Genomic DNA, 24,359 nt, shown 5'->3' on the forward strand with positions numbered 1-24,359 from the left:
GAAATCTCCTGAATTTGGTCAATGCCGCGGCTCATGCCTCGGCTTTCTTTTCCCAGCGCCCGCTTTCCTCGGACCAGTATTGCGCCGCGCACCCGGCGCCGGTCAGTGTCTTCCACTGGCCACGAGCATGCTGCACGGCCGCGTCATCGTTGCCGTCAAACAGGATGCAGACGCGTTCCAGCCCCGCCACCTCGTCCGGGTCAACGGGCGCGCCGTCAATCGCCATCACACAGGCCGGGTCATTGGCCGCAGCCCCCGTGGTCAGCAAAATCGGCTGATCCGCGTCATGGGGCCCACCTGCGCAACCATGCGGCAAAAACCCGTCTGCGGGCTCTGACCACAGCCTTTCATCCAGCCAGTCCAGCCGCGCCGCGTCGGTTCCGCGCACCGCGATGCGCCACCCGGCCTGCCGGGCCTTGTCCAGCAGCACCGGCAGAGTCCGTTCCAACGGCTGCCGGGTCAGATGATAGAAATAGACGGCGCCCACGAAACCTACTCGAAATTATCCGCCACAAACCGGCTCAGCGCACGCACGCCCCACCCGGTCGCCCCCTTGGGCGCATAGGAAGTCTCGGCCGCGACCGAGGCCACCCCCGCGATATCCAGGTGAATCCACGGCGTGCCGTCCTTGACGAACCGTTGCAGGAACTGCGCCGCCGTGATCGAGCCCGCAGGCCGTCCCCCGACATTCTTCATATCGGCAATCCGCGATTTCAGCATATCGTCGTATTTCTTGCCCAGCGGCAGACGCCATGCGCCCTCGTCCTCGGCCCGGGCGGCCTTGAGGAAGGCATCACAGAACGTATCGTTGTTGGAAAAGACACCGGCATTCTCGTGCCCCAGCCCGATGATCACCGCCCCGGTCAGCGTGGCCAGATCAACCATGCCGACAGGGTTGAACCGTTCCTGCGCGTACCACATCACGTCACACAGAACCAACCGCCCCTCGGCATCCGTATTGATAATTTCAACCGTGTCCCCCTTCATCGAGCGGACCACGTCGCCCGGCCGCGTGGCATTGCCCGACGGCATGTTCTCGACCAGGCCGACCAGCCCCACCACGTTGGCCTGTGCCTTGCGTTTGGCCAGCGCCCGCATGGTGCCTGCAACGACACCCGCGCCGCCCATATCCATGGTCATGTCTTCCATGCCTGCGGCAGGCTTCAGCGATATTCCACCCGTATCAAAGACAACGCCCTTGCCGACCAGCGCCAGCGGCGCGTCGTCCTTGTCGCCGCCATTCCAGTGCATGACCACCACCTTGGACGGGCTGTCCGACCCCTGGCCGACGCTCAGCAAGGTGCGCATGCCCAGTTCGGCCAGCTTGTCCTCGTCCAGCACCTCGACGGTCAGGCCCAGCGATTCCATCTCGGCCAGGCGATCGGCGAATGCGGTTGTCGTCAGCACATTGGCAGGCTCGTTGGTCAGGTCCCGCGTCATGCGCACGCCATCGGCAACCGCATAAAGCGGGGCAAACCCGGCCTCGACCTCGGCATGTTTGGAATGGGCAATGACAACCCCGCCGGGCGCGTCCGATTCCTTGGTCTTGTGCGCATCGAAATCATAGCTGCGCAGCGCAATGCCCATGGCCAGATCTTCGGTCCGGACCTGGTTGGCCGCCATCACCAGAACCGGCTTGCCCGCGGCGCATTTGGCAATCGCGGCACCGGCCTTGCGGGCCTCGTCCGTATCGGGGCGTCGCGGCAGGACCAGGACATCAAGCGCCTCGGCCGCCATTCCGGCGGGCCAGGCCAGCGAGACTACGTCGCCCGATTTGGCCTTGGCGAAACGGTCGCTTTCCACCAATCGCGCCACGGCGCCGCGTGTCAGCCTGTTGGCCCGCCGTGCCGCGGGGCCCATCTTGCCCTCGGCGGGAATGATGATCACGACACGGCCTTCGGCCTGGGCCATTTCCTCCAGATCAAAGGCCTGAAAACGGATCGATACCAGACTGCTCATCGCTTGCTCCTGAATTGCGCTTTCCCAAGACCTAACGCGGCCTGCCGATCTTGACCAGATAGCAGTTTTCCCCGCCACGCAATTGCATTAAGGTCGCGCGAAAATAACCGGCAGGCTCGGGGGAGAAGACTTGGCACCACACGGCAGGCATAAGCCGTCGCGCATCACAAAAAGCCAGAGCGATTCTGACCTGACCCCGCCCCAAGGCGACAAGCCGGGGTTGGCGCGGTGATCCTTGACCGGTATTTCGCCCGCAGGTTCCTGCAGAGCTTTGTCGTGATCGGCGGCATCTTTCTGACGCTGATGATCCTGATCGACCTGATCGAGCAGGTGCGTCGGTTCGAAGACGTGGACCTGTCCTTTGGCCAGCTGTTGCAGCTGACGCTGCTGAACACACCGGCCGCCATCAGCGAGATGCTGCCGCTGCTGATGATCCTTGCCACCATCGCGCTGTTCATCGGGCTGGCCCGCAGCTCTGAGCTGGTGGTGACCCGGGCGATTGGCCGGTCCGGCATCCGGGCGCTGGTCGCGCCGGTTTTGCTGGCTCTTGTCATCGGGGCGCTTGCGGTTGCGCTGCTCAACCCGATTTCGGCGGCCACCTCGGAAGAGTTCCAGCGCCTCGCCGACGGCTATCGCAACAACGGCAACTCGACCCTGTCGATCAGCCGCGAGGGGCTGTGGCTGCGCCAGGGCTCGCCAACCGGTCAGGCCGTTATCCACGCCAGCGGCACCAGCACCGAGGACGATTTCGGGCTGCGCGACGTTACCATCATCACCTTTTCGCCCCAAGGCATGCCGACCGAACAGATCCAGGCCGAGCGGGCGCAGTTGGAAAATGGAAACTGGGCGCTTTACAACGCCAAGGTCTGGCCGCTGGAGCAGGATACCCCGCCCGAGGCCAGCGCGGTCGAGCACGAAGTCCTGAAACTGCCGACAACGCTGACGCGCGAACGGATACTGGATACGCTGGGACAGCAGGATTCGGTGTCCGTCTATGACCTGCCCCAGCTGATACGGGACCTGCGCGAAGCCGGTTTCTCGACCAAGCAATACGAGGTCTGGCTTCAGGTGCAGCTGGCACGCCCCTTCTTCCTGGTCTCGATGGTCCTGATCGGCGCGGCCTTCACCATGCGCCACGTCCGGTTCGGCGGTACCGGCATCGCGGTTCTGACCGCGGTTCTTTTGGGTTTCGTCATCTATTTCGTGCGCAACTTTGCACAGATCCTTGGTGAGAACGGACAGCTGCCGATCTATGTCGCGGCCTGGGCCCCGCCCTTTGCGGCGATCTTGCTTGCGCTTGGCCTGCTGCTGCATGCGGAGGATGGCTGATGCGGTCCCTGGTTCCCGTCCTTGTCTCGACCGCGCTTGTTCTGTGCCTGCCGGTTTCGGCCGCATCCCAGACCGGGCCGCAGCCCGGCCCGAACCAGCAACCGGCCGAAGGATCGGCCGAGCAGCAGGATCAGCCCGCCCTTCTGGTGGCGGACAAGATCTTTATCACCCCGGACCGAAAGCTGATCGCCGAGGGCAATGTCGAAGCCTTCCAGGGCGACGTCAAACTGTCGGCCCGGCGCATCACCTATGACCGCGAAACCGGAGAGCTGACACTGGACGGCCCGATCCGCATCGACCAGGGCGGCCGGTCGACCGTGCTGGCCGATTCTGCGCAACTGGACGGTGGATTTCAGAACGGCCTGCTCAGCGGCGCGCGGCTGGTCTTCGATCAGCAGGTCCAGATCGCCTCGGTTCAGGCCACCCGCTCGACCGGGCGGTATACGCAGTTCAGCAAGGTCTCGGCGACCTCGTGCCATGTCTGCGCCAACGGCAAGCCGCCGCTCTGGCAGATCCGGGCGCGCAAGGTCACCCATGACCAGCTGGAACGGCAATTGTATTTCGAAGGCGCCCAGTTCCGCATCCTCGATTTCCCGGTCTTTTATTTCCCGGCCCTGCGTCTGCCCGACCCGACGCTGGAACGCGCGACCGGTTTCCTGGTGCCTTCCATCCGCACGACGTCGCAGCTGGGAACAGGTGTCCAGGTTCCGTATTTCTTCAAGCTGGGCGATCACAAGGACCTGACGCTGACCCCCTATCTGTCGTCCAAGACAACGACCCTTGGGTATCGCTATCGGCAGGCGTTCAGAAATGGCCGCATCCAGTTCGAAGGCGCCTTTACCCGCGATGACGTGCAGGCGGATCAGGACCGGGGTTACCTGTTTGCCGAGGGCTGGTTTGACCTGCGCAACGATTTCAAACTGACCTTCGACGTTCAGGCCGCCTCGGATGATGCCTATCTGGCCGATTACGGCCTGCCCGATCTTGACCGGCTGCGCAGCGAAATCGCCCTGCAGCGGATCAAGCGCGACACGGCCTTCAAGACCAGCTTTATCCACTACAAGACATTGCGCGACAGCGAAGACCAGGATGAAATCCCGTCGCGCGTATTCGACATCAACTATCAAAAGCGGTTCTTTCCCGGCGCGCTGGGCGGCGAGGTGCGGCTGGGCCTCGTGGGCCACACCCACACGCGCACCAGCAACGAGGACAGCATCGGCCGCGACGTGGCGCGCGCCACTTTCGACGCCCAATGGCTGCGCAGCTGGACCTTTGCATCGGGCCTGCGCGCGGATGCGCAGATTGGCGCCTCGATCGACACGTTCGACATCCGCGATGACACCGCCTATCCCAACCAGGTCACCCGGTCCACGCCGCGCGCCGCCATGACGTTGCGTTATCCGATGCTGCGCCGCGAACAAGGCGGGGCCACCCAGTTCCTGGAGCCGATCGCGCAGGTCGGATGGACCCATGTGTCCGACACGGATGTGCCCAATGACGAAAGCACCTTTCAGGAATTCGACCAGGGCAACCTGCTGTCGCTGTCGCGCTTCCCCGCCGAAGACCGCCGCGAGGATGGCGCCACAGCGGTGATGGGCCTGAACTGGGCGCGCTACGCGCCCGGCGGCTGGCAGGCGCTGGCCACGATCGGACAGGTGTTTCGCGCCGATGCCGATCCCGACTTCACCCTGACATCGGGCCTGCAGGGCACATCCTCGGACCTTCTGCTGGCAGGCCAGCTGAAAACCGACAAGGGCCTGTCGCTGGCCGCACGCGGTCTGCTGGATGGTGATCTGAGCTTTACCAAGGCCGAATTTCGCGGCGCCTGGACCCAGGGTGACACCCGGCTGACCGGCAGCTATATCTGGCAAGAGGCAGATCCGGCCGAAAACGCGGGTGACGAAATTTCCGAGATCTGGTTGACCGGACGCTACCGGATCGACCAGAACTGGCTGACCCAGGCCGTCGCGCGGTATGATCTGAGCGAATCCGAACCGATCCGGCTGGGGCTGGGGGTGACCTATGAGAACGAGTGTGTGCAGGTGAACATGTCCATCAGACGGCGCTATACCTCAACATCAAGTATTGAGCCTTCGACAGAATTCGGCTTTACCGTTGCACTGACAGGATACGCCGTCGAAGGCGGTGGCAAAAAGTACAAAAGAGCATGCAGCTGATATCAGTTTTTTCCAGGTTTATTCGCCCCCCGCAACGCCGCACGGTCCTTTCGGCCGCAACCGCCCTGCTGGTGGCGCTCGTCCCGCCCCTGGCCAATGGGCAAAGCCTGTTTTCGCCCGCCGTGCGCGTCAATCAGGACGTTGTGACCTGGTACGAACTGCAACAGCGCCAGCAATTCCTTGACCTGCTGGGAATTCCCGGCAGTTCCGAGGCCGAAGTGCGCCAGGCCCTGATCGACGACCGCCTGCGCAAGCAAGAGATGAAGAAAGCCGGCATTGAAACCGCACCCGAGGATATTCAGGTCGGGATCGACGAATTTGCCGCCCGCGGGCGTTTGTCCCCCGAAGAATTCATCAAGCTTCTGGGCGATGCCGGTGTCGACAAGGAAACAGTGCGCGACTTCGTGGCAAACCAGATGTCCTGGCGCGACTATATCAGCGCGCGGTTCATATCGCAGGCCCGCCCGACAGACGAAGAAATCGACCGGGCCATGGGACAGGCCGGTGGCGGCGGGCTGCAGGTTCTGCTGTCCGAGGTCATCATCCCGGTGACACCCCAAACCCTGGCCCAGGCCGAAGCGCTGGCCGACGAAATCGCGCAATTGCAAACCGTTGACGCGTTTTCCTCGGCGGCGACGCAATATTCGGCCGCCGCCACCCGCGAAAATGGCGGCCGCCTGGACTGGTTGCCAATCGCCAACCTTCCGCCCGCTCTGCAACCGGTCATCCTGGGCCTCAAGAACGGCGAGGTCACCAAGCCGCTGTCCCTGCCCAACGCGGTCGCCCTGTTCCAGATGCGCGGGCTGCGCGAAGTGTCGACCGGCACGCCGCGCTATTCGGAAATCGACTATGCGGTCTATTACATGGCAGGCGGGCGCAGCCCCGAGACCCTGAAAGCCGCCGCAGAGCTGCGCGAAAATGTCGATGGCTGCGAAGACCTCTATGGCGTTGCCAAGGGCCAGCCCCCCGAGGTGCTTGACCGTATCTCCGCCAAACCATCCGAAATTCCGCAGGACGTGGCGGTAGAACTGGCCAAGCTCGATTCCGGCGAAGTCTCGACCGCGCTGACCCGGAACAACGGTCAGACCCTGATGTTCCTGATGCTGTGCAAACGGACACGCGACCTGGGCGAGGAAACCACCCGCGTGGACGTGGCCAACGCGTTGACCCAGCAAAGACTTCAGGCCTTCTCGGAAAGCCTGCTGGAACAGCTGCGGGCCGATGCGACAATCATCGAGCCATGACAGCCCCCATCGCGCTCAGCTGCGGTGAACCGGCCGGAATCGGACCGGAAATCGCAGGCCGGGCGTGGCAGAGCCTGCGCGACACCTGCCCGTTTTTCTATATCGGCGACGTAACCCACCTTCCCGACGATGTCCCGACCGCCGCCATCGACGATCCGGCGCAGGCGCAGACCGTCTGCGCCGATGCGCTGCCGGTGCTGCACCTGCCCTTTCCGGCCCCAAACCGGCCCGGCCAGCCTGACCCGGCCAATGCCCCGTCGGTGATCGACGCCATCGAACGGGGCGTTTCGCTGGTCCGCTCCGGGACCGCCTCGGCGCTGTGCACCGGCCCGATCCACAAAAAGGCGCTGATTGACGGGGCCGGGTTTTCCTTTCCCGGCCATACCGAGTTTCTGGCAGCACTTGCCGGATGCGAGCGCGTGGTGATGATGCTGGCCAGCGATCAGCTGCGCGTCGTCCCCGCCACGATCCACATCGCCCTGTCGCAGGTCCCCGCCGCACTGACACCCGATCTGCTGCGCGAAACGATCGAAATCACCGCCCAGGGGCTGCGGACCCGGTTCGGCATCGACCACCCGCGCCTGGCCGTTGCCGGTCTCAACCCGCATGCGGGCGAAGGCGGCAAGATGGGCACCGAGGAACTGGACTGGATCGCCCCCTTCCTGTCTTCGCTGGACCCCGCCGATCACAGCGTGACAGGCCCGCACCCGGCAGATACGATGTTCCACCCCCAGGCCCGCGCCCGCTATGACGCGGCCATCGCCATGTACCACGATCAGGCCCTTATCCCGATCAAGACACTGGATTTCGACCGCGGCGTGAACGTGACACTGGGCCTGCCTTTCATCCGCACCTCGCCCGATCACGGCACAGCACTGGACATTGCCGGACAGGGGCAGGCCTCGGCCACCAGCCTGATCGAGGCCCTCAAACTGGCGCACCGCATGGCCCACGCGTCCTGATGCTTCACCTGGCTGAAAATATCCCCGCCGGAGGCAAAATGTCCGCAACGCATTCTCTGCGCCCCCATGCAATCGGAACCGCGACATGAGCGCAATCGACACCCTTCCGCCGCTGCGCGAGGTCATAGCGACACATCAGCTCTCGGCGCGCAAATCCCTGGGCCAGAACTTTCTGCTGGACCTCAACCTGACCGCCAAGATTGCACGCCAGGCCGGGGATCTGACCCAATGCGATGTTCTTGAAATCGGCCCTGGACCCGGCGGCCTGACCCGCGGATTGCTGTCGGAAGGCGCGCGCCGGGTTGTGGCCGTCGAAAAAGACAATCGCTGTATCGCCGCCCTGAATGACATCGCCGCCGCCTATCCCGGTCGGCTTGAGGTGATCAACGGTGACGCGCTGGAAATCGACCCGTTGACGCATCTGACGCCCCCGATCCGCATCGCCGCCAACCTGCCCTACAACGTGGGGACCGAGTTGCTGGTGCGTTGGCTGACACCCCCCGACTGGCCGCCTTTCTGGCAAAGCCTGACGCTGATGTTCCAGCGCGAAGTTGCCGAACGTATCGTCGCGCGCCCCGGCAGCAAAGCCTATGGGCGGCTGGCCATTCTTGCACAATGGAGATCGGATGCCCGCATCGCCATGTCCTTGCCGCCCGGTGCCTTTACGCCGCCGCCCAAGGTCTCCAGCGCGGTGGTGCACCTGATCGCCCTGCCAAAGCCCCGCTTTCCCGCAGACGCCGCCACCCTGTCCCGCGTCGTTGCGACGGCCTTCAACCAGCGTCGAAAAATGCTTCGGGCCTCGCTCAAAGGTATCGCGCCCGACATCGAGGACCGGCTGCTCGCCGCCGGGATCAAGCCGACCGACCGGGCCGAGCAGATCCCGCTCGAGGCATTCTGCGCCCTCTCCCGCCAGATCAAGCCGGCGCCCTGACCGGGCGATCCGCGCGCAAAACCCATGAAAAACCCACATGAAAAAAAACCCCGATGCAGGCGCACCGGGGTTGAATTCAATTCGACTGTGAAGGCCGCGTTATTCCGCCGCTTCGGGCGCATCGCCATCACCCGAGGGCGACTTGGCCGGTTCTGCCGCCGGTTTGGGCTTGCGCGACCGGGGGCGACGTGGCGCCTTTTCCTTGCGGGGCTCGGCGGATTCGGTGCCGCCTTCGCCGCCCTTGCTTTCAGGGGTTTCGACCAGACCCGATCCGGGCGCGGCCGCTTCGTTGCCGAAATCCAGCACGTCAGGCTGTGGCGCCTCGGCGGGGTCAGACTGGCGGGCCGCCTCGCGTTCCTGCCGTTCGGCACGCTCGCGGTCCCGTTCCGCCTGGCGCTCGCGGTTCTGGCGTTCCTGCTCTTCGCGCTTGGCCTCCATCTCGCGCTGCGCTTCGCTCAGAAGGCGCAGGTAATGTTCGGCATGCTGCTGAAAGTTCTCGGCGGCCACACGGTCATTGGCCAACTGCGCGTCCCGCGCCAGTTGGTTGTACTTGTCAATGATCTGCTGCGGCGTTCCGCGCACCTTGCCTTCGGGTCCTGAACTGTCAAAGACCCGGTTTACGACGTTGCCGCCGGAAGGACGATTGCGGTTGTTCTTGGCCCGCGAGCGGGATTTGGATGATCTCATCTTACTTTACGTCAGCCTTGTCATTCGCTGTCGATCAACCCGTACCTTGCGCCGCTCAGAAGCTTGTGCCGTTACGCGTCATCGACTTTTTTGGGCTTGGCGTCAGGGGCGCGCTGGAACAGCGTCAACCTCGCCGACTAAGTCTGAGTAAACATGTCCTGACCGCGCAGACAAGAGGTTTATCCATATTTTCGCAGCTTTTTTACATCAAGCGGCGCTTTTTGGCCTCAGCCCCGACCTTATCGCGGCAATTTGGCGCCAACGACCCTGTCGCGGCCATCCAGATCGGGAATAACCGTCGTCCTGACCAGACCGGTCGCATCGAAAAGCGCACATACATCACGGGCCTGGGTCGGGCCGATCTCGACCAGGATGCGCCCGCCCGGCGCCAGGTGGTCCGGTGCGGATGCCGCGATGCGGCGATAGGCATCCAGCCCGTCGCCTTCATCGGTCAGCGCCATGCGTGGCTCGTGTTCGCGGACCTCGGGGCTAAGGGCGTCCATCTCGTCGCGCGCGATGTAGGGCGGGTTTGACACGATCAGGTCGAAATGCCCGTCCACATTGCCGAACCAGTTCGACTGCACGATTTCCGCACGGTCCTGAACCTTGTGCAGAACGGCATTTGCGCTGGCCTGCAAGCAGGCCGCCTCGCTCAGGTCAACGCCCAGCCCCGAGGCGCTGCGCCGCTCGGCCAGCAAGGTGATCAGGATGCAGCCGGACCCGACGCCAAGGTCCAGAACATGATCAAACGGCTCGCTTAACGCCGCTTCGATCAGCGCCTCGGTTTCGGGGCGCGGGTCAAGGACATCGCCGCTGACGCGAAACCTGCGCCCATAGAACTCGCGCTCGCCCAGCAGGTGCGACACGGGCACACGGATGGCCCGCAGCGCGATCAGATGATCATAGCGTTCGGCAATTTCAGGCGGCAGGTCCTCGGGGGCGATCAGCGTAACGCGGCTGGCTTCGATCCGCGCCGCATGGGCCAGCAGCAGCCGCGCATCCCGCGCCGGATCGGCAACACCCGCAGCCCGCAACCGCGCCGTCGCGGCCGCCATGGCCTGTGCGGCGGTCAGCGCGCCATTCATTGCGCCATCTCGGCTAGCAGGCGCGCCTGGTCATCGGCGGTCAGGGCGTCGATGACCTCATCCAAGTCGCCCTGCATGACCTGATCCAGCTTATAAAGCGTCAGGTTGATGCGGTGATCGGTCATGCGCCCTTGCGGGAAATTATACGTCCGGATGCGTTCGGACCGGTCGCCCGAGCCGACCTGGCTGGCACGATCCGCCGAGCGTTCACTGTCGATGCGTTGACGTTCAAGGTCATACAGCCGCGTCTTCAGCACCTGCATCGCGATCTCGCGGTTGCGGTGCTGGGATTTCTCGGAACTGGTCACGACAAGGCCGGTCGGCAAATGCGTGATCCGCACGGCCGAGTCGGTGGTGTTGACGTGCTGCCCCCCTGCCCCAGATGACCGCATTGTGTCGATGCGGATATCGCCCGCGTCGATCTGGATGTCGACATCCTCGGCCTCGGGCAGAACCGCCACTGTCGCCGCCGAGGTATGGATGCGCCCGCCGCTTTCGGTTTCGGGCACACGCTGCACCCGGTGAACGCCGGATTCGTATTTCATCCGCGCAAAGACGTTGTCGCCCTTGATATGGGCCACGACCTCTTTGATGCCGCCCAGATCCGAGGCCTGTTCCTCGATGATTTCAAACTGCCAGCCCCGACCTTCCGCATAGCGCTGGTACATGCGCAGCAGGTCGCCCGCGAACAGCGCGGCCTCATCCCCGCCGGTGCCGGGGCGAATTTCCAGCATCGCAGGGCGCGCATCGGCGGCGTCCTTGGGCAACAGCGCAAGTTGCAGCGCGTGTTCGGCCTCGGGGATGCGGGATCTGAGCGCGGGGATCTCTTCTTCGGCCAGTTCCTTCATGTCCGGGTCGGACAACATCGCCTGGGCCTCGGCCAGATCGGCCACCAGGTGCCGCCACTCGGTGATCTGGTCGACCACCGGTTTGAGGTCGGAATATTCCTTGGCCAGCGCGGCGATATCCCCGCCCGAGGCGCCATCGGCCATGGCAGCTTCGAGATACTGGAAACGCTGGGTGATCTGTTCAAGTCGTTCTTCGGGGATCATCCGGGCGGTGTCTCTCATCCGGGGGCTTTGGTCAAGGCCCCGGCTTGTGCTAGTCTTGGGGTATGAAACGTTTGATCCTAGTCCTGACAGTCTGCGCCGCACCCGGCCTGGCCGATGTGATCGGACCGGGGGGCAAGCTGCAGGACTGCTATTGCACCGACAAATCCGGGACCCGCGTGGAACTGGGTCAGATGATCTGCCTGCAGGTCGACGGGCGCATGTTCATGGCGCAGTGCCAGATGTCGCTGAACGTACCGATGTGGCGCGAGGTACAGGACGGGTGCCTGTCGTCAGGGTTGCAACCGGCTCAGCCAGCCATCGACGCGGGCGCGGTTGACACCGAAATCGGCGCGGCCAAATCGTAACCGGCCATGGATGTGCAGGCTGCCGCCGACCTGCTGGGCGGTCGTATAGTCCGGAAACCCAAATACCCTGCTGCGCGTGACATAGGTGATCATCCCCTCATCCACCGACCCGGCCAGAACATGCGTGCGGGGCGCGCCGCGCGCGATCCGGTCCAGCCGCGCAAGCCCGCCGGGCCCGGTTTCAACCACCCGCACCACCCCTGTCGCCATGTCCCGGTGCGCGCCTTGCGGGCTGACATGCCATCGGGCCGGGTCCGAGGGCGCCACGCGCACATAGACCCCGGCCAGAACCGGCAGGCCGACCAGGCACACCACGGCAAACAGCTTCATGCCCCACCCGCTTCGGATGCCACGGACAGCCGGCCAAAGCCTGAAAACCGCGCGCCCCGCACCCGACTACCGGGACGTTACACCCGGCAGGATGCACAGCAATTCAAACAGCAGGTTTGCCGCCGTCAGGGCCGTGTTTCCCGAAGGGTCATAAGGGGGCGACACCTCGACCAGGTCGCATCCCACAACGTTCATCCCCTGCAGCGCGTGGATCAGTTGCAGCGCCTGCGGCGTGGTCAACCCGCCAATCTCAGGCGTGCCCGTACCCGGCGCATAGGCCGGGTCAAGACTGTCGATGTCATAGGTGACATAGACAGGATGATCCCCGATCGTCTTGCGAATGCGCGATCCGATCTCGGTCAGGTTCTGCTGCCACAGGTCCCAGGCGGGAAATTGGGTAAAGCCCCAGCCCTGTGCCTCGGTAAAATCGCTGGCCGCATAGCCGGACCCGCGAATGCCGACCTGAAAGGTCTTGTCGGCGACGATCAGCCCTTCTTCGTAGGCGCGGCGAAACACGGTGCCGTGGGTCTCGCGCTCGCCGAACATCTCGTCATTGACGTCCGCGTGGGCATCGACGTGAACCAGCGCCACCGGGCCGTGTTTTCCGGCCATCGCCCGCAGAATCGGCAAGGTGATGGAATGGTCCCCCCCCATCGCCAGCGGCGTCACGCCCTGGGCCAGGATACCGTCATAGCTGTCCTTGATGATCGACAGGCTGTCCGACAGGGAAAACGTGTTGATCGCCAGGTCCCCGATATCGGCAACCTGCAAGCTGTCAAACGGGGCCGCAAGCGTTGCCATGTTATAGGGCCGGATCATCGCGCTTTCGGCACGGATCTGCTTGGGCCCGAACCGTGTGCCCGATCGCCACGAGGTGCCGATATCCATCGGGATACCCAGCACCGCCACATCCAGCCCGTCCAGCGAGGACGCCTGCGGCAAGCGCATGAACGTGTTCGGCCCGGAAAACCGCGCCAGGTCATTGCCGCCGATCGGCTGGTTGAATTCGGTCATGTGCTGAACCCCATCCCGTCATAATTCCCTGCGCGTACCCTGCAAAAACATGGCTAACCAAAGGTTAAAGCCGCGACATTCGCGGGCGGTTTTGTCTATTTCAGCTGGTTCCAGCCCAACAGGCAGATGATCTGGGTTGCGACATGGGCCCCCGCAATGGCCGTTGCCCCCGACGTGTCAAAGGGTGGCGAGACCTCGACCACATCCCCGCCCTTGATATTGATCCCGGCAATGTCGCGCAGGATGATCTGCGCCTGGATCGAGCTTAGCCCGCCCCAGACCGGCGTGCCGGTGCCGGGGGCAAAGGCCGGGTCCAGCCCGTCAATGTCGAAGCTCAGGTAAACCGGGCGATCACCCAATATGCCCTTGATCTTTTGCGCAACGACAGCCGGGCCGGATTCATAGACCTCGCGTGCGTCGATGATATTGACGCCCAACGTATCCTCGTTATGCGTGCGAATACCCACCTGGACCGAGCGTTTGGGGTCAACAATCCCCGATTTCACCGCCTTGTAGAACATCGTTCCGTGGTCCACCCGGCTCATGTCGTCATCGGCCCAGGTGTCGGTATGCGCATCGAATTGCAACAGCGACATCGGCCCGTATTTCTCGGCATAGGCTTTCAGGATCGGAAAACTGATATAGTGGTCGCCCCCCAACGTGACCGAGGCCACGTCGGCCTTCAGGATCGTGCGGATATGATCGGTCAGCGTGTCGGGGAAAGCGGGGATATTCGCATAATCATAGGCCATGTCGCCATAGTCGATGATGGCCAGCTCGCTGAGCGCATCAAACGGCCAGCCATAGGGCGCGTCGGGCGATTGCAGGGCGCTGGCCTCGCGGATGGCACGCGGACCAAGACGGGTGCCGGGGCGGTTGGTCACCGCCTGGTCAAACGGCACGCCGGTCACGGCAATATCAACGCCCTTCAGGTCCTTGGTATAAAGCCGCCGCAGGAACGAGGTCGCCCCGCCAAAGGTGTTCTCGTAAGACAGCCCCTTGAGGTCGGGATTGGTGAACGCCTCGTCCACCTGGTTCTTTGCATCTTCCAGTGCCATGTCTTGTGTCTTGGTCCTTGTGATCCTGTTGTGCTCGCCCTCAGCCGACCGGCTGTGCCCGTTCGACGATCCGGGCAAAGAAGGACGCGCCGACGGGGGCGATATCGTCATTGAAGTTGTATTTGGGATGATGCAGGCCCGCGCCGTCGCCCTGGCCCAGGAACAGATAGGCGCCGGGCCGTGCCTGCAACATGTACGAGAAATCCTCGGCGCCCATTTCGCGCCCGGCCCGGTCAGTCACCCGGTCGGCCCCGGATACCTCGCGCGCGGTCTCTGCGGCAAAAGCCGTGCTTTCGGGATCGTTGATCGTTGCGGGATAGCCAACCTCGTAATCCAGCCGCGCCGTCACCCCGTAGGACGCCGCCTGCCCCTCGACGATCTGCGCCATCCGTTCGCGCACCATCTGTTGCACCGCCGGGTCAAAGGTGCGCACCGTGCCGTTCAGATAGGCGGTGTCGGGAATGACATTGTTCACGGTCCCGGCATGGATCTGCGTGACCGACACGACAAGGTCGTCCAGCGCGTAATTGTTGCGGCTGACAATGGTCTGCAAAGCCTGCGCCATACCGCAGGCCGCCATGACCGGGTCGCGGGTTTCATGCGGCATTGCCCCGTGGCCGCCGACGCCCTGCACATGGATTTCGAACGTATCGACCGCCGCCATGATCGGCCCCGGCGTGGTCTGGAAACTGCCCTCGGGCCGCCCCGGCGTGTTGTGGATGCCATAGACCTGAGAGATGCCGAACCGCTCCATGATGCCCTCTTGGACCATCACGCCCGCGCCGCCGCCCTCTTCCTCGGCCGGTTGAAAGATCAGCGCCACGCGGCCCGCGAAATTCCGTGTTTCTGCCAAATAGCGCGCAGCCCCCAGCAGCATCGTGGTATGGCCGTCATGACCGCAGGCATGCATCTTGCCGGGGTTCTTTGACGCGTAATCCACACCCGTTTCCTCGGTAATCGGCAGCGCGTCCATATCGGCGCGCAACCCGATTGTCGGCCCGTCGCCCTGCCCGTTGATGATCGCGACCATACCGGTCTTGGCAATCCCTTCATGCAGTTCATCCACCCCGAACTCGCGCAGACGCTCGGCCACAAAGGCGGCGGTCTCGTAACATTCGAACTCAAGCTCAGGGATCGTATGCAGGTGCTGGCGCCACCGGGCCATGTCGGCGGCGAAATCGGCAATTCGGTTCACGACGGGCATATGGGGTGGACTCCTGATCGGGACTGCGGGATGTCTGCATCAGACACCGGAAAAAGGGGCTTCGCAATGGCAGAAAACACGCTGATCCATGATCCAGACGCCGGAATCGAACGTCTGCTGGAAATTATGCGCCGCCTGCGCGACCCGCAATCGGGCTGCCCGTGGGATATCGAACAGGATTTCGCCACCATCGCCCCCTATACGATCGAAGAAGCCTATGAGGTCGCCGACGCCATCGAGCGCAAGGCCTGGGATGAACTGAAAGGAGAGCTGGGCGACCTGCTGTTCCAATCGGTCTTTCACGCGCAGATGGCTGACGAGGCTGGGCATTTCACCTTTCAGGACGTGGTGCGCACCATGTCCGACAAGATGGTTTCCCGCCACCCGCATGTGTTCGGCGACGAATCCCGCGACAAATCGGCCGAGCAGCAAACCGTGGATTGGGAGGCGATCAAAGCCGCCGAACGCGCAGGCAAGGAACAAAAAGGCGCGCTGGACGGCGTGGCCGCCAACCTGCCCGCCCTGCTGCGCGCCCACAAGCTGCAGAAACGCGCCGCGCGCGTCGGCTTTGACTGGCCCGATGCCAGCCATGTGCTGGCCAAGATCACCGAAGAAGCCGCCGAACTGGAAGAGGCCCGCGACAGCATGGATGCCGACGCGCTTGAGGACGAGTTCGGCGACCTGCTGTTCGTCATCGTCAATCTGGGCCGCCATTTGGGCATCGAGCCCGAGGCCGCCCTGCGCCGCGCCAATGCCAAGTTCACCCGCCGCTTTGAACAGGTTGAATCCCGGCTGGCGGCGCGCGGCAAAACGCCCGCGCAAAGCGATCTGGCCGAGATGGACGCGCTGTGGGACGAGGTGAAGACCGAGGAACACCGCGCCAACGGCAAACTCCCGCCGGTCGATACCGCCAGCGGCGCCTGAAACAACTGGACAAGACTGGCGGCACTTGCCAGTGTCCGGCTTCGCACAGACAAGAGGCACCCATGGCACCGCGCAAGATCATCATCGACACCGATCCCGGTCAGGACGACGCCGTGGCCATCCTGCTGGCGCTTGCCAGCCCCGACGAGATCGACGTGCTGGGCATCACGGCTGTTGCCGGGAACGTGCCGCTGGAACTGACGGCCAAGAACGCGCGCATCGTCTGCGAACTGGCCGGTCATACAGATGTACCGGTCCATGCCGGATGTGACCGCCCCCTGCGCCGCCCTCTGATCACGGCCGAGCATGTGCATGGCAAGACAGGGCTTGATGGCCCGGTTCTGCCCGACCCGCAGATGCCGCTGACCGACGGCCACGCCGTCGACTTCATCATCGACACCCTGCGCGCCCATGATCCCGGAACCGTCACGCTGTGCCCGCTGGGCCCGCTGACCAATATTGCATCCGCCTTCCTCAAAGCGCCCGACATTGTCGACCGGGTTCAGGAAATCGTGCTGATGGGCGGCGCGTATTTCGAGGTCGGAAACATCACCCCGGCGGCAGAGTTCAACATCTACGTCGACCCCGAAGCCGCTGATATCGTGTTCAAATCCAAAGTTCCCATTGTGGTGATGCCGCTGGACGTCACCCACAAGGCGCTTGTCACGAAACCGCGCAACGACGCCTTTCGCGCATTGGGCAGCAAGGTCGGCATCGCCGTGGCCGAGATGACCGATTTCTTTGAACGGTTCGACAAGACCAAATACGGCAGTTCGGGCGCGCCGCTGCACGACCCTTGCGTGACGGCCTATCTGATACGGCCCGCGCTGTTTTCGGGCCGTCACGTCAATGTCGAGATCGAAACCGGGTCCGAACTGACCCTGGGCATGACAGTCGCCGACTGGTGGGGCGTGACTGACCGCCCGCCCAACGCGATGTTCATCGGCGATTTGGACGCGGACGGCTTCTTTGACCTGCTGTCGGAAAGGCTGGCCCGGCTATGAGCGCATCCCTTCGACTGGCCCGCCCCGATGACCTGGACCGCCTGATGAGCCTTGTGGCGGCGTTTCACACCGAGGCCGGGATCGCGCAGGACAGCGACAAGCGGCGCGACGCCTTGTTGCCCTTGTTGCAGGGTATCCCGCATGGCTGTGTCTACCTGATCGGCCCGTCGCGCGCGCCGCTGGGCTATCTGATCCTGACCTTCGGGTGGTCTGTCGAATTCGGCGGCATGGATGCCTTTGTCGATGAAATCTACATCCGCCCCGCCATCCGGGGCCGCGGAATCGCGACCGAGGTCCTTCTGGACCTGCCCAAGGCCCTTGCCGGTGCCGGTTTGACGGCGCTGCATCTTGAGGTCGACCGAACCAACGAGGCCGCGCAGAAACTGTATCTGCGGACCGGGTTCGAGGCGCGCGAGCGTTACATGCTGATGAGCAAGAAGCTCTAGCGCCACTCGCCCCTAAAGATCAGGCTTGGGTTATACATCTCTTGAACCGGATCGTCCGACGATACCGGGTCCCCGGATATCGGATAGGTGTTTTCCTGCGCACAGGCTGACAGGAAACCCGCGACAATTGCGGCCATAGCAGTCAAGGTAATACGCTTTTGCATGACATCCCCCTTTTGCTGAATTTCTCAACAATACGGGGCGGCCCGCTGGGGAACCAGTAACTAGTTCACACATATCGGGCGTTATGCATATTTTATTGACATTCTTTTTGCAGGGCACAGCCCCGGCCGGACTTACGGAGAGGCCCTGAGGTCCATCTCGAAATAAGTCAGCAGGTTGAACGCGTTCTTGTGAAATTCCTGATAGGGGCCGCGCTGTGCAAACCCCAGCGAACTGTACAGCCCGCGTGCGGCCGTCAGGATCTTGCCGGTATCCATCAGAATCCGGTCATAGCCACGGTCCCGGCAATCGCGAATCAGCGCATTCATGATGCCCCGGCCCGCACCCGTACCGCGCGCGGATTCGCGGACAAAGACGCGTTTTATCTCTGCAGTGTCCGGATCGAATTTCTGGAACATTCCGCAGCCGACCGGTTCACCGCGGTATATCGCAAGCCGCAACCCGCCATCAGGCCGGGCGTGATAGGTCTCAAGCGTCTGCATCAAGGCGTCATACTGGTCATGCGGATAGGCACGCAGACAGACCTGCGCGCTTTTCCCGCCCAGCCCGATCAGGAAATCCCTGTATTCCCAGCACAACTGCCTGACATCATCAAACTGTTGCGGTGTTTCCGGTTCTATGATGGCAAGCATCGCCGTTCCCTTGGTCGCGGCGATGACTATAGCATGAACACTTCGCTCAGCGAAGGATCGATCGACCTGCGTATTCGGCGATTTCGCCCAGGCTTTCTTCGATACGGATCAACTGGTTGTACTTGGCCAACCGGTCCGACCGCGCCAACGAGCCGGTTTTGATCTGCCCGCAATTGGTGGCCACGGCCAGGTCTGCGATGGTGGCATCCTCGGTCTCGCCCGAGCGGTGCGACATCACGTTGGTGTATCCGGCACGGTGGGCCATATCGACCGCGCGTAGGGTCTCGGTCAGCGACCCGATCTGGTTCACCTTGACCAGCATCGAGTTGGCGCACCCGCGCTTGATCCCGGTTGCAAGGCGTGCGGGGTTGGTCACGAACAGGTCGTCACCCACCAGTTGCACCTTGTCGCCGATGGCGTCGGTCAGCGCCTTCCAGCCGTCCCAGTCGTCTTCCGACATGCCGTCCTCGATCGAGATGATCGGATAGTCGTTGACCAGGGCGGCCAGGTAATCGGCGTTTTCCTCGGATGTCAGGGTCTTGCCCTCACCCGACAGGACATATTTGCCGTCCTTGTAATATTCGGTCGCCGCGCAATCCAACGCCAGATGGATCTCGTCACCCGGCTTGTAACCTGCCTTTTCGATGGATTTCAGGATGAAATCCAGGGCCTCGCGGGTGCTGGCGATATTGGGCGCAAAACCGCCCTCGTCGCCCACCCCGGTGGCCAGGCCGGCGGCTGACAGTTCCTTTTTCAGCGTGTGGAACACCTCGGACCCCATGCGGACCGCATCGCGGATGTTGCTGGCCGCGACCGGCATGATCATGAATTCCTGAATGTCGATCGGGTTGTCGGCATGTTCGCCGCCGTTGATGATATTCATCATCGGAACCGGCAGCACCCGCGCCGAGGTCCCGCCCACATAGCGATAGAGCGGCTGGGTCGTGAAATCCGCCGCAGCCTTGGCCGCCGCCAGCGACACGCCCAGGATGGCATTGGCGCCCAGGCGGCCTTTGTTCTCGGTCCCGTCCAGCTCGATCATGGCGGCGTCGATCGCGACCTGCTCGGTCGCGTCAAAACCCGCCAGCTCTTCGGCGATTTCGCCATTCACGGCGGCGACCGCCTCAAGCACGCCCTTGCCCAGGTAACGCTCGGAATCGTTGTCGCGCTTTTCGACGGCTTCATAGGCACCGGTCGACGCACCCGAGGGTACCGCCGCGCGGCCCATCGTTCCGTCCTCCAGGATCACGTCGACTTCGACGGTCGGGTTGCCCCGGCTGTCCAGGATTTCGCGTGCGTGGATGTCGATGATGGTGCTCATGTTGGATGCCCCTACAGATACATTCGGTTGCATGCCTCATAGCAGCACGCGCCGAAAAGTAAACCGCTTCTGTTATCGCTAACACGCAAAACGCGGTGACGGCCGGCCCAACCGGGCGATGATTGCGCCAAAAGGTGCCGATCAGGCCGCGGCCATGGCCAGCCTGCGCGCCAGCCGCTGTTCACGAATGAACGTGTACATGCCGGACCCGATGATCAGCGAGGCCCCGATCAGGGTCATGTGATCAGGCCGTTCGTTGAACATCCACATCCCCGCCAGGATCGAGAACAAAAGGCGCGTATACCGAAAAGGCGTCAGGGCCGAGGCCTCGCCCACCCGCATGGCGGTCACGATGCCGAAATACCCCAGGACCCCAAACACCACAGCGCCCGTATAGGGGCCGAACTGACCCGGTTGCATCGGGGTGATCGGCTGCGCGGTCACGGCCATCAGGATGGCCCCGGCCAGCGCCACCGCCACATAGGCCTGCATTGCCACAACGGCCGAGGCGACGCGGGCCTCCAGGCGGCGCGTGATCAGGTCGCGCGCGGCAATGGCAATGACACTGGCAACCACGAACAGCGCCTCGGGGCGAAACCCATCCAGGCCGGGGCGGATGATCATCAGAACGCCGATGAAACCGACGCCGATTGCGCTCCAGCGGCGCCACCCGACCTGTTCGCGCAGAAACAGGGCGGCCCCCATCGTCACGACCAGCGGCATGGCCTGAAATACCGCCGCCACCGTCGACAGGTCCACCAGCGACAGGGCGGTCACGAAGCTCAGCGCGCCGATTGCCTCGGTGCCCGCGCGCAGCAAGGGCAGCGGGCGCCAGGCGGCCGGGTCGAACATGCGTTTGCGCGTCGCTAGGGCCAGTGCGGCAAAGACAAGCGCGCAGACCAGGCCCAGAACGGCCATGATCTGCCCGGTCGGCACGGTTGCCGACAGGTGCTTGATGAACATGTCCTCAAGCGTAAAAGCGGCCATCGACCCGATGACCAGCAAGATGCCGTTTACGTTGTTCATATGCGCGTCCGTTGATCCAGGCGTCTGAAAGGCCCGCCTGCATGCGCACTGAAACCGCATGCCCTGCTGTCTGGCAAGCCCTATCCGACGCGGATTGATGAAATGCCGTTGGGCACCCAATCGCGGATGCTGATGGGTCAGTCGCGCTTGCGCGGCACGCCATACAGCTCCAGCCGATGCCCTTTCAGCTCGTATCCCAGCTTGGCGGCAATCTTTTCCTGCAGCGCCTCGATCTCGGGGTCGACGAATTCGATCACCTTGCCTGATTGCATGTCGATCAGGTGATCGTGGTGGTCACGCTCGGCATCTTCGTACCGCGCACGCCCGTCGCCAAATTCAAGGCGTTCCAGAATCCCGGCCTCTTCGAACAGTTTGACGGTGCGATAGACCGTGGCAATCGAGATCCCCGAATCGAGCGAGGACGCGCGGGCATACAATTCCTCGACATCGGGGTGGTCATCGCTTTGCTGCAAGACCTGCGCAATGGTCCGGCGCTGGCCGGTCATACGCAGGCCCTTGGCCTCGCAGCGCGCGATGATGGTATCCGACATGGTGCCCCCCACGGTTCTTCGGGTTTCCGTCATAATATGTCTGCGCCGACTGCGCCACAGCGGATTTCGACTTTGTCATGCGGCGCGGCGCAGGTCGGCCCAGACCGGCAGATGGTCCGAGGCGATATGGGCCGGGCGTTCGTCATGCACGCCGTGACCGACCGCTTCGAGCCCCGCGCCCAGCGCGATCCGGTCCAGCGCGCCCAGCGGTTGCGCCGCCGGAAAGCTGGGCATCGGCGGCAGAAACCGCATTTCGGGCGCAAGATGGTCCAGCACCGGTTGGCGCGACCATTCGTTGAAATCTCCGGCCCAGACTGTCGGCATGTCCGACAGGCCACTGCCATCCTGGCGGATATGGGTGATCTGACGTCGACGCGACGCTGGCAACAGGCCCAGATGCATGCCCATGACCCGCAAGGCGCCGATGCGGGTCTCGAATTCGACGCGCACGGCACCGCGCGGTTCGAACCCCGGCAAGTCGTGATGCCCGACCTCGTGAACCCGGATGTCCGCGCCGCGCCAGATCACGGCATTGCCGTGCCAGCCCAGACTGCCCGCGCCGCCCAGGTCAACGACCTGCCACCCGGCCTCAAGCAGCATGAAAGCAGGCAGCGCCGCAGGCCGGGGCGGCAGGCGCTTGTCGGCCTCTTGCAGCACGACGATATCGGCCTGCAACCGGTCCAGCACCTGAAGAATGCGTTGCGGTTGCCGCCGAAAGTCCAGCCCGACACATTTCTGGATGTTGTAGCTGGCAATGCGCAGGTGCGACGTCTGGGTCATAACGGTCCACGGGTTGTTCGCGACCCAGAATTGTTGTCTGCGCCCCTCATGGCAACCCCGAACCCATGGGAACACGCGCAATTGCGGCACCCGGCGCCTGACGCAGGCGCCCGTTCACCGCTTGCGCGGCGGCTTTGGAACGACCGCTGGATCATGTGCCGCAAAAGGTTGCGTGCACCACCTCGGCTTCGCTGGGCGCGCGCGCCAGGTCCGAACACCCGGCCTGTTCCTGATAAGGGGCCGCCAGAACCGCGTTCAGCCTGTGAAACGGGGCAAAATCGCCCTGAACCGCGGCCTGGATCATCTGCTCGACCCGGTGATTGCGCGGGATATAGGCCGGGTTCGCCGCAGCCATGACGGACGGGGCCGAGGCCTCGCGCTGCAGGCGCGCTTGCCAGCCATCCTGCCAGATATCAAAGGCTTGCGGGTCGGTGAACTGGTCGCGGGCCGCACCCGTGCCCAGCGCGCGAAACGTGTTGGTGAAATCGGCCTGGTTCTGCGCCATCCGCGTCAGCAAGTCCGAGATCAGCTGCAAATCACCCTGTTCCGCACTCGCCAGCCCGATCTTGGCGCGGAACCTGTCCAGCCAGTGGTTTTGCATCAGCTCCGGCATCGCGTGAACGATTTCGGTTGCCTCTTCCACGGCTACGTCCTTGTCATCCATCTGCTGGATCAGCGCGGTCGCAAGTTGCGCAATATTCCAAACCGCAATCTCGGGCTGGTTCGAATAGGCATAGCGCCCCATCCGGTCAATCGAACTGTAGACAGTGTTGGGGTGATAGGTGTCCATGAACGCACAGGGGCCGTAATCTATGGTCTCGCCTGCGACGGAACAATTGTCTGTGTTCATCACCCCGTGGATGAAGCCCACGCTCATCCAGCCCGCGATCAAGGCGGCCTGGGCGTCACGCACCGCCCGCAACAGCCCCATCGGACCACCGGCCTGGGGATAATGCCGATGCAGCGCGTATTCGGTCAGGCGGCGCAGGCTGTCGGTCTGGCCCCGCGACGCGAAGACTTGGAATGTCCCCACGCGCAGATGGCTTTGCGCCACGCGGGTCAGCACCGCGCCGGGCATCGGACCTTCGCGCAAAACCGTCTCGCCGGTTTCGACAGCTGCCAATGCGCGCGTCGTCGGTATCCCCAGCCCGTGCATCGCCTCGGACACCACGTATTCGCGCAGGACAGGTCCCAGCCACGCCCGCCCGTCACCCTGCCGGGAAAAGGGCGTGCGGCCCGATCCCTTGAGCTGTATGTCGCGCCGAACCCCGTCGGCCCCGACGGTTTCGCCCAAAAGCACCGCGCGCCCGTCGCCCAATTGCGGGTTGTAATGACCGAACTGATGCCCCGAATACAGCTGCGCCAGCGGGTCTGCGCCTTCTGGCAGGTGGTTGCCGGAAAAGGCCTGCGCCATCTCTTGCGCCTCGCCGGGCGAGATGTTCAGCAATCGCGCCAGGTCGGTATTGAAGGCAATCAGCGCCGGCGCGCGCACCGGCTCGGGGGCCTGGCGGGCAAAAAAGCCATCCGGCAGGCGGGCATAGGAATTGTCAAAAGGGATCGTCAGGGTCATGGGGCAAACATATGACCTGTTCCCGCAATTGCCATAGCGGATGCGGCCCATCCCCGGCATAATCGCACCCACCCCTTTCCAGCCCGAGGATCACAGGACCACATGACCGCGCAAGAGATCATCGACCGGCTCAACCTCAGGCGTCACCCCGAAGGCGGCTGGTTTGCCGAAACCTGGCGTGCCGAAAATGCCGGCCGTCCGACGGGCACCTGCATCTACTTCCTGCTTTGCGCGGGCGAACGCAGCCATTGGCACCGCGTCGACGCGACCGAGATCTGGCTTTACCACGCGGGCGCGCCGCTTGTCCTTGCAACCAGCGCCACGGATGCCGGCCCGGCCTCGCGGCACCTGCTGACCCCCGACCTGGCCCAGGGCGCGCCGCAGGTCATCGTGCCCAGCGGCCATTGGCAGGCCGCCCACAGCACCGGCGCATATACGCTGGTCAGTTGCACCGTGTCGCCGGGGTTTCTGTTCGAAGGGTTTGAACTGGCCGCGCCCGGTTTCGACATCCCCCCGGACGGTTGA

The 24,359-nt window shown here is 63.6% G+C and carries 26 protein-coding genes; 10 read left to right on the forward strand and 16 right to left on the reverse strand.

Annotation, left to right across the window (positions count from 1 at the left end; translation table 11 throughout):
* Nucleotides 1-31 precede the first annotated feature (31 nt).
* The gene (locus ACXAG8_RS01915) at nucleotides 32-487 is read right to left on the reverse strand and encodes a DNA polymerase III subunit chi (RefSeq protein WP_475221690.1); all 456 of its coding nucleotides are present in this window, start codon (nucleotides 485-487) and stop codon (nucleotides 32-34) included.
* A 5-nt stretch (nucleotides 488-492) separates the two neighbouring features.
* Nucleotides 493-1,959, reverse strand: coding sequence for a leucyl aminopeptidase (locus tag ACXAG8_RS01920; protein ID WP_475221691.1), 1,467 nt, complete (start codon nucleotides 1,957-1,959; stop codon nucleotides 493-495).
* Nucleotides 1,960-2,187: 228 nt separating this feature from the next.
* On the opposite strand from ACXAG8_RS01920, the gene lptG reads away from it, so the two are divergent.
* From lptG to rsmA, 5 genes are all read left to right on the forward strand, one after another.
* Complete coding sequence (lptG, locus tag ACXAG8_RS01925) at nucleotides 2,188-3,288, forward strand: LPS export ABC transporter permease LptG (protein ID WP_475221693.1); 1,101 nt, start codon at nucleotides 2,188-2,190, stop codon at nucleotides 3,286-3,288.
* Entirely contained in the window at nucleotides 3,288-5,465 is a 2,178-nt protein-coding gene (locus ACXAG8_RS01930; protein WP_475221695.1) for an LPS-assembly protein LptD, read from the forward strand. Before lptG ends, ACXAG8_RS01930 begins: the two co-directional genes overlap by 1 nt.
* The gene (locus ACXAG8_RS01935) at nucleotides 5,456-6,709 is read left to right on the forward strand and encodes a peptidylprolyl isomerase (RefSeq protein WP_475221697.1); all 1,254 of its coding nucleotides are present in this window, start codon (nucleotides 5,456-5,458) and stop codon (nucleotides 6,707-6,709) included. The genes ACXAG8_RS01930 and ACXAG8_RS01935 overlap by 10 nt, the downstream gene beginning before the upstream one ends.
* The gene (gene pdxA, locus ACXAG8_RS01940; RefSeq protein ID WP_475221699.1) at nucleotides 6,706-7,671 is read left to right on the forward strand and encodes a 4-hydroxythreonine-4-phosphate dehydrogenase PdxA; all 966 of its coding nucleotides are present in this window, start codon (nucleotides 6,706-6,708) and stop codon (nucleotides 7,669-7,671) included. Before ACXAG8_RS01935 ends, pdxA begins: the two co-directional genes overlap by 4 nt.
* 85 nt (nucleotides 7,672-7,756) lie before the next feature.
* On the forward strand, nucleotides 7,757-8,602 hold the full coding sequence (gene rsmA / locus ACXAG8_RS01945; RefSeq protein WP_475221700.1) for a 16S rRNA (adenine(1518)-N(6)/adenine(1519)-N(6))-dimethyltransferase RsmA: 846 nt from the start codon (nucleotides 7,757-7,759) through the stop codon (nucleotides 8,600-8,602).
* Between the two features lie 99 nt (nucleotides 8,603-8,701).
* Here the strand turns inward: rsmA and ACXAG8_RS01950 are convergent, their stop codons facing one another.
* The 3 genes from ACXAG8_RS01950 to prfA all read right to left on the reverse strand — a co-directional run bounded on the left by ACXAG8_RS01950 (nucleotide 8,702) and on the right by prfA (nucleotide 11,426).
* Nucleotides 8,702-9,289: a DUF4167 domain-containing protein gene (locus ACXAG8_RS01950; protein WP_475221702.1), complete on the reverse strand. Its 588-nt coding sequence runs from the start codon at nucleotides 9,287-9,289 to the stop codon at nucleotides 8,702-8,704.
* 239 nt (nucleotides 9,290-9,528) lie between these two features.
* Nucleotides 9,529-10,374, reverse strand: coding sequence for a peptide chain release factor N(5)-glutamine methyltransferase (gene prmC / locus ACXAG8_RS01955; protein WP_475221703.1), 846 nt, complete (start codon nucleotides 10,372-10,374; stop codon nucleotides 9,529-9,531).
* A complete protein-coding gene (gene prfA / locus ACXAG8_RS01960) occupies nucleotides 10,371-11,426 on the reverse strand; it encodes a peptide chain release factor 1 (protein ID WP_475222400.1) in 1,056 nt (351 codons plus the stop codon). Before prfA ends, prmC begins: the two co-directional genes overlap by 4 nt.
* A gap of 62 nt (nucleotides 11,427-11,488) precedes the next feature.
* Between prfA and ACXAG8_RS01965 the strand changes: the two genes are divergently transcribed.
* Nucleotides 11,489-11,791, forward strand: coding sequence for a hypothetical protein (locus ACXAG8_RS01965; protein WP_475221704.1), 303 nt, complete (start codon nucleotides 11,489-11,491; stop codon nucleotides 11,789-11,791).
* Here the strand turns inward: ACXAG8_RS01965 and ACXAG8_RS01970 are convergent.
* The 4 genes from ACXAG8_RS01970 to ACXAG8_RS01985 form a co-directional block, all read right to left on the reverse strand.
* On the reverse strand, nucleotides 11,717-12,121 hold the full coding sequence (locus tag ACXAG8_RS01970; protein WP_475221706.1) for a DUF1499 domain-containing protein: 405 nt from the start codon (nucleotides 12,119-12,121) through the stop codon (nucleotides 11,717-11,719). The genes ACXAG8_RS01965 and ACXAG8_RS01970 overlap by 75 nt on opposite strands.
* 66 nt (nucleotides 12,122-12,187) lie before the next feature.
* Complete coding sequence (gene speB / locus ACXAG8_RS01975; RefSeq protein WP_475221708.1) at nucleotides 12,188-13,135, reverse strand: agmatinase; 948 nt, start codon at nucleotides 13,133-13,135, stop codon at nucleotides 12,188-12,190.
* 95 nt (nucleotides 13,136-13,230) lie between these two features.
* Entirely contained in the window at nucleotides 13,231-14,193 is a 963-nt protein-coding gene (speB, locus tag ACXAG8_RS01980) for an agmatinase (RefSeq protein ID WP_475221709.1), read from the reverse strand.
* Nucleotides 14,194-14,233: 40 nt separating this feature from the next.
* On the reverse strand, nucleotides 14,234-15,397 hold the full coding sequence (locus tag ACXAG8_RS01985; protein ID WP_475221711.1) for a M20 aminoacylase family protein: 1,164 nt from the start codon (nucleotides 15,395-15,397) through the stop codon (nucleotides 14,234-14,236).
* A 66-nt stretch (nucleotides 15,398-15,463) separates the two neighbouring features.
* Here ACXAG8_RS01985 and mazG point away from each other — a divergent pair, with 66 nt between their 5' ends.
* From mazG to ACXAG8_RS02000, 3 genes are all read left to right on the forward strand, one after another.
* Nucleotides 15,464-16,321 (forward strand): nucleoside triphosphate pyrophosphohydrolase, encoded by an 858-nt coding sequence (gene mazG / locus ACXAG8_RS01990; protein ID WP_475221712.1) that lies wholly within the window; start codon nucleotides 15,464-15,466, stop codon nucleotides 16,319-16,321.
* Between the two features lie 62 nt (nucleotides 16,322-16,383).
* A complete protein-coding gene (locus ACXAG8_RS01995) occupies nucleotides 16,384-17,325 on the forward strand; it encodes a nucleoside hydrolase (RefSeq protein ID WP_475221714.1) in 942 nt (313 codons plus the stop codon).
* On the forward strand, nucleotides 17,322-17,771 hold the full coding sequence (locus tag ACXAG8_RS02000; RefSeq protein ID WP_475221716.1) for a GNAT family N-acetyltransferase: 450 nt from the start codon (nucleotides 17,322-17,324) through the stop codon (nucleotides 17,769-17,771). Before ACXAG8_RS01995 ends, ACXAG8_RS02000 begins: the two co-directional genes overlap by 4 nt.
* Here the strand turns inward: ACXAG8_RS02000 and ACXAG8_RS02005 are convergent.
* The 7 genes from ACXAG8_RS02005 to ACXAG8_RS02035 form a co-directional block, all read right to left on the reverse strand.
* On the reverse strand, nucleotides 17,768-17,935 hold the full coding sequence (locus ACXAG8_RS02005; RefSeq protein ID WP_475221718.1) for a hypothetical protein: 168 nt from the start codon (nucleotides 17,933-17,935) through the stop codon (nucleotides 17,768-17,770). The genes ACXAG8_RS02000 and ACXAG8_RS02005 overlap by 4 nt on opposite strands.
* Nucleotides 17,936-18,067: 132 nt before the next feature.
* Nucleotides 18,068-18,586, reverse strand: a complete 519-nt coding sequence (locus ACXAG8_RS02010; protein ID WP_475221719.1) for a GNAT family N-acetyltransferase — start codon at nucleotides 18,584-18,586, stop codon at nucleotides 18,068-18,070.
* A 46-nt stretch (nucleotides 18,587-18,632) separates the two neighbouring features.
* Nucleotides 18,633-19,907 (reverse strand): phosphopyruvate hydratase, encoded by a 1,275-nt coding sequence (eno, locus tag ACXAG8_RS02015; RefSeq protein ID WP_475221721.1) that lies wholly within the window; start codon nucleotides 19,905-19,907, stop codon nucleotides 18,633-18,635.
* Nucleotides 19,908-20,048: 141 nt separating this feature from the next.
* Nucleotides 20,049-20,933, reverse strand: a complete 885-nt coding sequence (locus ACXAG8_RS02020; protein ID WP_475221722.1) for a DMT family transporter — start codon at nucleotides 20,931-20,933, stop codon at nucleotides 20,049-20,051.
* Between the two features lie 137 nt (nucleotides 20,934-21,070).
* Nucleotides 21,071-21,484: a Fur family transcriptional regulator gene (locus ACXAG8_RS02025; protein WP_475221724.1), complete on the reverse strand. Its 414-nt coding sequence runs from the start codon at nucleotides 21,482-21,484 to the stop codon at nucleotides 21,071-21,073.
* Between the two features lie 75 nt (nucleotides 21,485-21,559).
* The gene (locus ACXAG8_RS02030; protein ID WP_475221726.1) at nucleotides 21,560-22,264 is read right to left on the reverse strand and encodes an endonuclease/exonuclease/phosphatase family protein; all 705 of its coding nucleotides are present in this window, start codon (nucleotides 22,262-22,264) and stop codon (nucleotides 21,560-21,562) included.
* A 151-nt stretch (nucleotides 22,265-22,415) separates the two neighbouring features.
* The gene (locus ACXAG8_RS02035; RefSeq protein WP_475221728.1) at nucleotides 22,416-23,834 is read right to left on the reverse strand and encodes a protein adenylyltransferase SelO; all 1,419 of its coding nucleotides are present in this window, start codon (nucleotides 23,832-23,834) and stop codon (nucleotides 22,416-22,418) included.
* A gap of 102 nt (nucleotides 23,835-23,936) precedes the next feature.
* Here ACXAG8_RS02035 and ACXAG8_RS02040 point away from each other — a divergent pair, with 102 nt between their 5' ends.
* A complete protein-coding gene (locus ACXAG8_RS02040) occupies nucleotides 23,937-24,359 on the forward strand; it encodes a cupin domain-containing protein (protein WP_475221729.1) in 423 nt (140 codons plus the stop codon).

Source organism: Ruegeria sp. ABD4_443, assembly GCF_056160865.1.

What these genes read in the sequence shown, in the direction of transcription:
- ACXAG8_RS02010 (WP_475221719.1), bottom strand. Translation starts at nt 18,586, where the DNA reads ATGCTTGCCATCATAGAACCGGAAACACCGCAACAGTTTGATGATGTC.
- ACXAG8_RS01995 (WP_475221714.1), top strand. Translation starts at nt 16,384, where the DNA reads ATGGCACCGCGCAAGATCATCATCGACACCGATCCCGGTCAGGACGAC.
- ACXAG8_RS01950 (WP_475221702.1), bottom strand. Translation starts at nt 9,289, where the DNA reads ATGAGATCATCCAAATCCCGCTCGCGGGCCAAGAACAACCGCAATCGT.
- ACXAG8_RS02025 (WP_475221724.1), bottom strand. Translation starts at nt 21,484, where the DNA reads ATGTCGGATACCATCATCGCGCGCTGCGAGGCCAAGGGCCTGCGTATG.
- speB (WP_475221709.1), bottom strand. Translation starts at nt 14,193, where the DNA reads ATGGCACTGGAAGATGCAAAGAACCAGGTGGACGAGGCGTTCACCAAT.
- ACXAG8_RS02040 (WP_475221729.1), top strand. Translation starts at nt 23,937, where the DNA reads ATGACCGCGCAAGAGATCATCGACCGGCTCAACCTCAGGCGTCACCCC.
- ACXAG8_RS02000 (WP_475221716.1), top strand. Translation starts at nt 17,322, where the DNA reads ATGAGCGCATCCCTTCGACTGGCCCGCCCCGATGACCTGGACCGCCTG.
- ACXAG8_RS02020 (WP_475221722.1), bottom strand. Translation starts at nt 20,933, where the DNA reads ATGAACAACGTAAACGGCATCTTGCTGGTCATCGGGTCGATGGCCGCT.
- ACXAG8_RS01970 (WP_475221706.1), bottom strand. Translation starts at nt 12,121, where the DNA reads ATGAAGCTGTTTGCCGTGGTGTGCCTGGTCGGCCTGCCGGTTCTGGCC.
- prmC (WP_475221703.1), bottom strand. Translation starts at nt 10,374, where the DNA reads ATGAATGGCGCGCTGACCGCCGCACAGGCCATGGCGGCCGCGACGGCG.
- ACXAG8_RS01930 (WP_475221695.1), top strand. Translation starts at nt 3,288, where the DNA reads ATGCGGTCCCTGGTTCCCGTCCTTGTCTCGACCGCGCTTGTTCTGTGC.
- speB (WP_475221708.1), bottom strand. Translation starts at nt 13,135, where the DNA reads ATGACCGAATTCAACCAGCCGATCGGCGGCAATGACCTGGCGCGGTTT.
- ACXAG8_RS02005 (WP_475221718.1), bottom strand. Translation starts at nt 17,935, where the DNA reads ATGCAAAAGCGTATTACCTTGACTGCTATGGCCGCAATTGTCGCGGGT.
- ACXAG8_RS01965 (WP_475221704.1), top strand. Translation starts at nt 11,489, where the DNA reads ATGAAACGTTTGATCCTAGTCCTGACAGTCTGCGCCGCACCCGGCCTG.
- ACXAG8_RS02030 (WP_475221726.1), bottom strand. Translation starts at nt 22,264, where the DNA reads ATGACCCAGACGTCGCACCTGCGCATTGCCAGCTACAACATCCAGAAA.
- rsmA (WP_475221700.1), top strand. Translation starts at nt 7,757, where the DNA reads ATGAGCGCAATCGACACCCTTCCGCCGCTGCGCGAGGTCATAGCGACA.
- ACXAG8_RS01985 (WP_475221711.1), bottom strand. Translation starts at nt 15,397, where the DNA reads ATGCCCGTCGTGAACCGAATTGCCGATTTCGCCGCCGACATGGCCCGG.
- mazG (WP_475221712.1), top strand. Translation starts at nt 15,464, where the DNA reads ATGGCAGAAAACACGCTGATCCATGATCCAGACGCCGGAATCGAACGT.
- prfA (WP_475222400.1), bottom strand. Translation starts at nt 11,426, where the DNA reads ATGATCCCCGAAGAACGACTTGAACAGATCACCCAGCGTTTCCAGTAT.
- ACXAG8_RS01920 (WP_475221691.1), bottom strand. Translation starts at nt 1,959, where the DNA reads ATGAGCAGTCTGGTATCGATCCGTTTTCAGGCCTTTGATCTGGAGGAA.
- pdxA (WP_475221699.1), top strand. Translation starts at nt 6,706, where the DNA reads ATGACAGCCCCCATCGCGCTCAGCTGCGGTGAACCGGCCGGAATCGGA.
- ACXAG8_RS01935 (WP_475221697.1), top strand. Translation starts at nt 5,456, where the DNA reads ATGCAGCTGATATCAGTTTTTTCCAGGTTTATTCGCCCCCCGCAACGC.
- eno (WP_475221721.1), bottom strand. Translation starts at nt 19,907, where the DNA reads ATGAGCACCATCATCGACATCCACGCACGCGAAATCCTGGACAGCCGG.
- ACXAG8_RS02035 (WP_475221728.1), bottom strand. Translation starts at nt 23,834, where the DNA reads ATGACCCTGACGATCCCTTTTGACAATTCCTATGCCCGCCTGCCGGAT.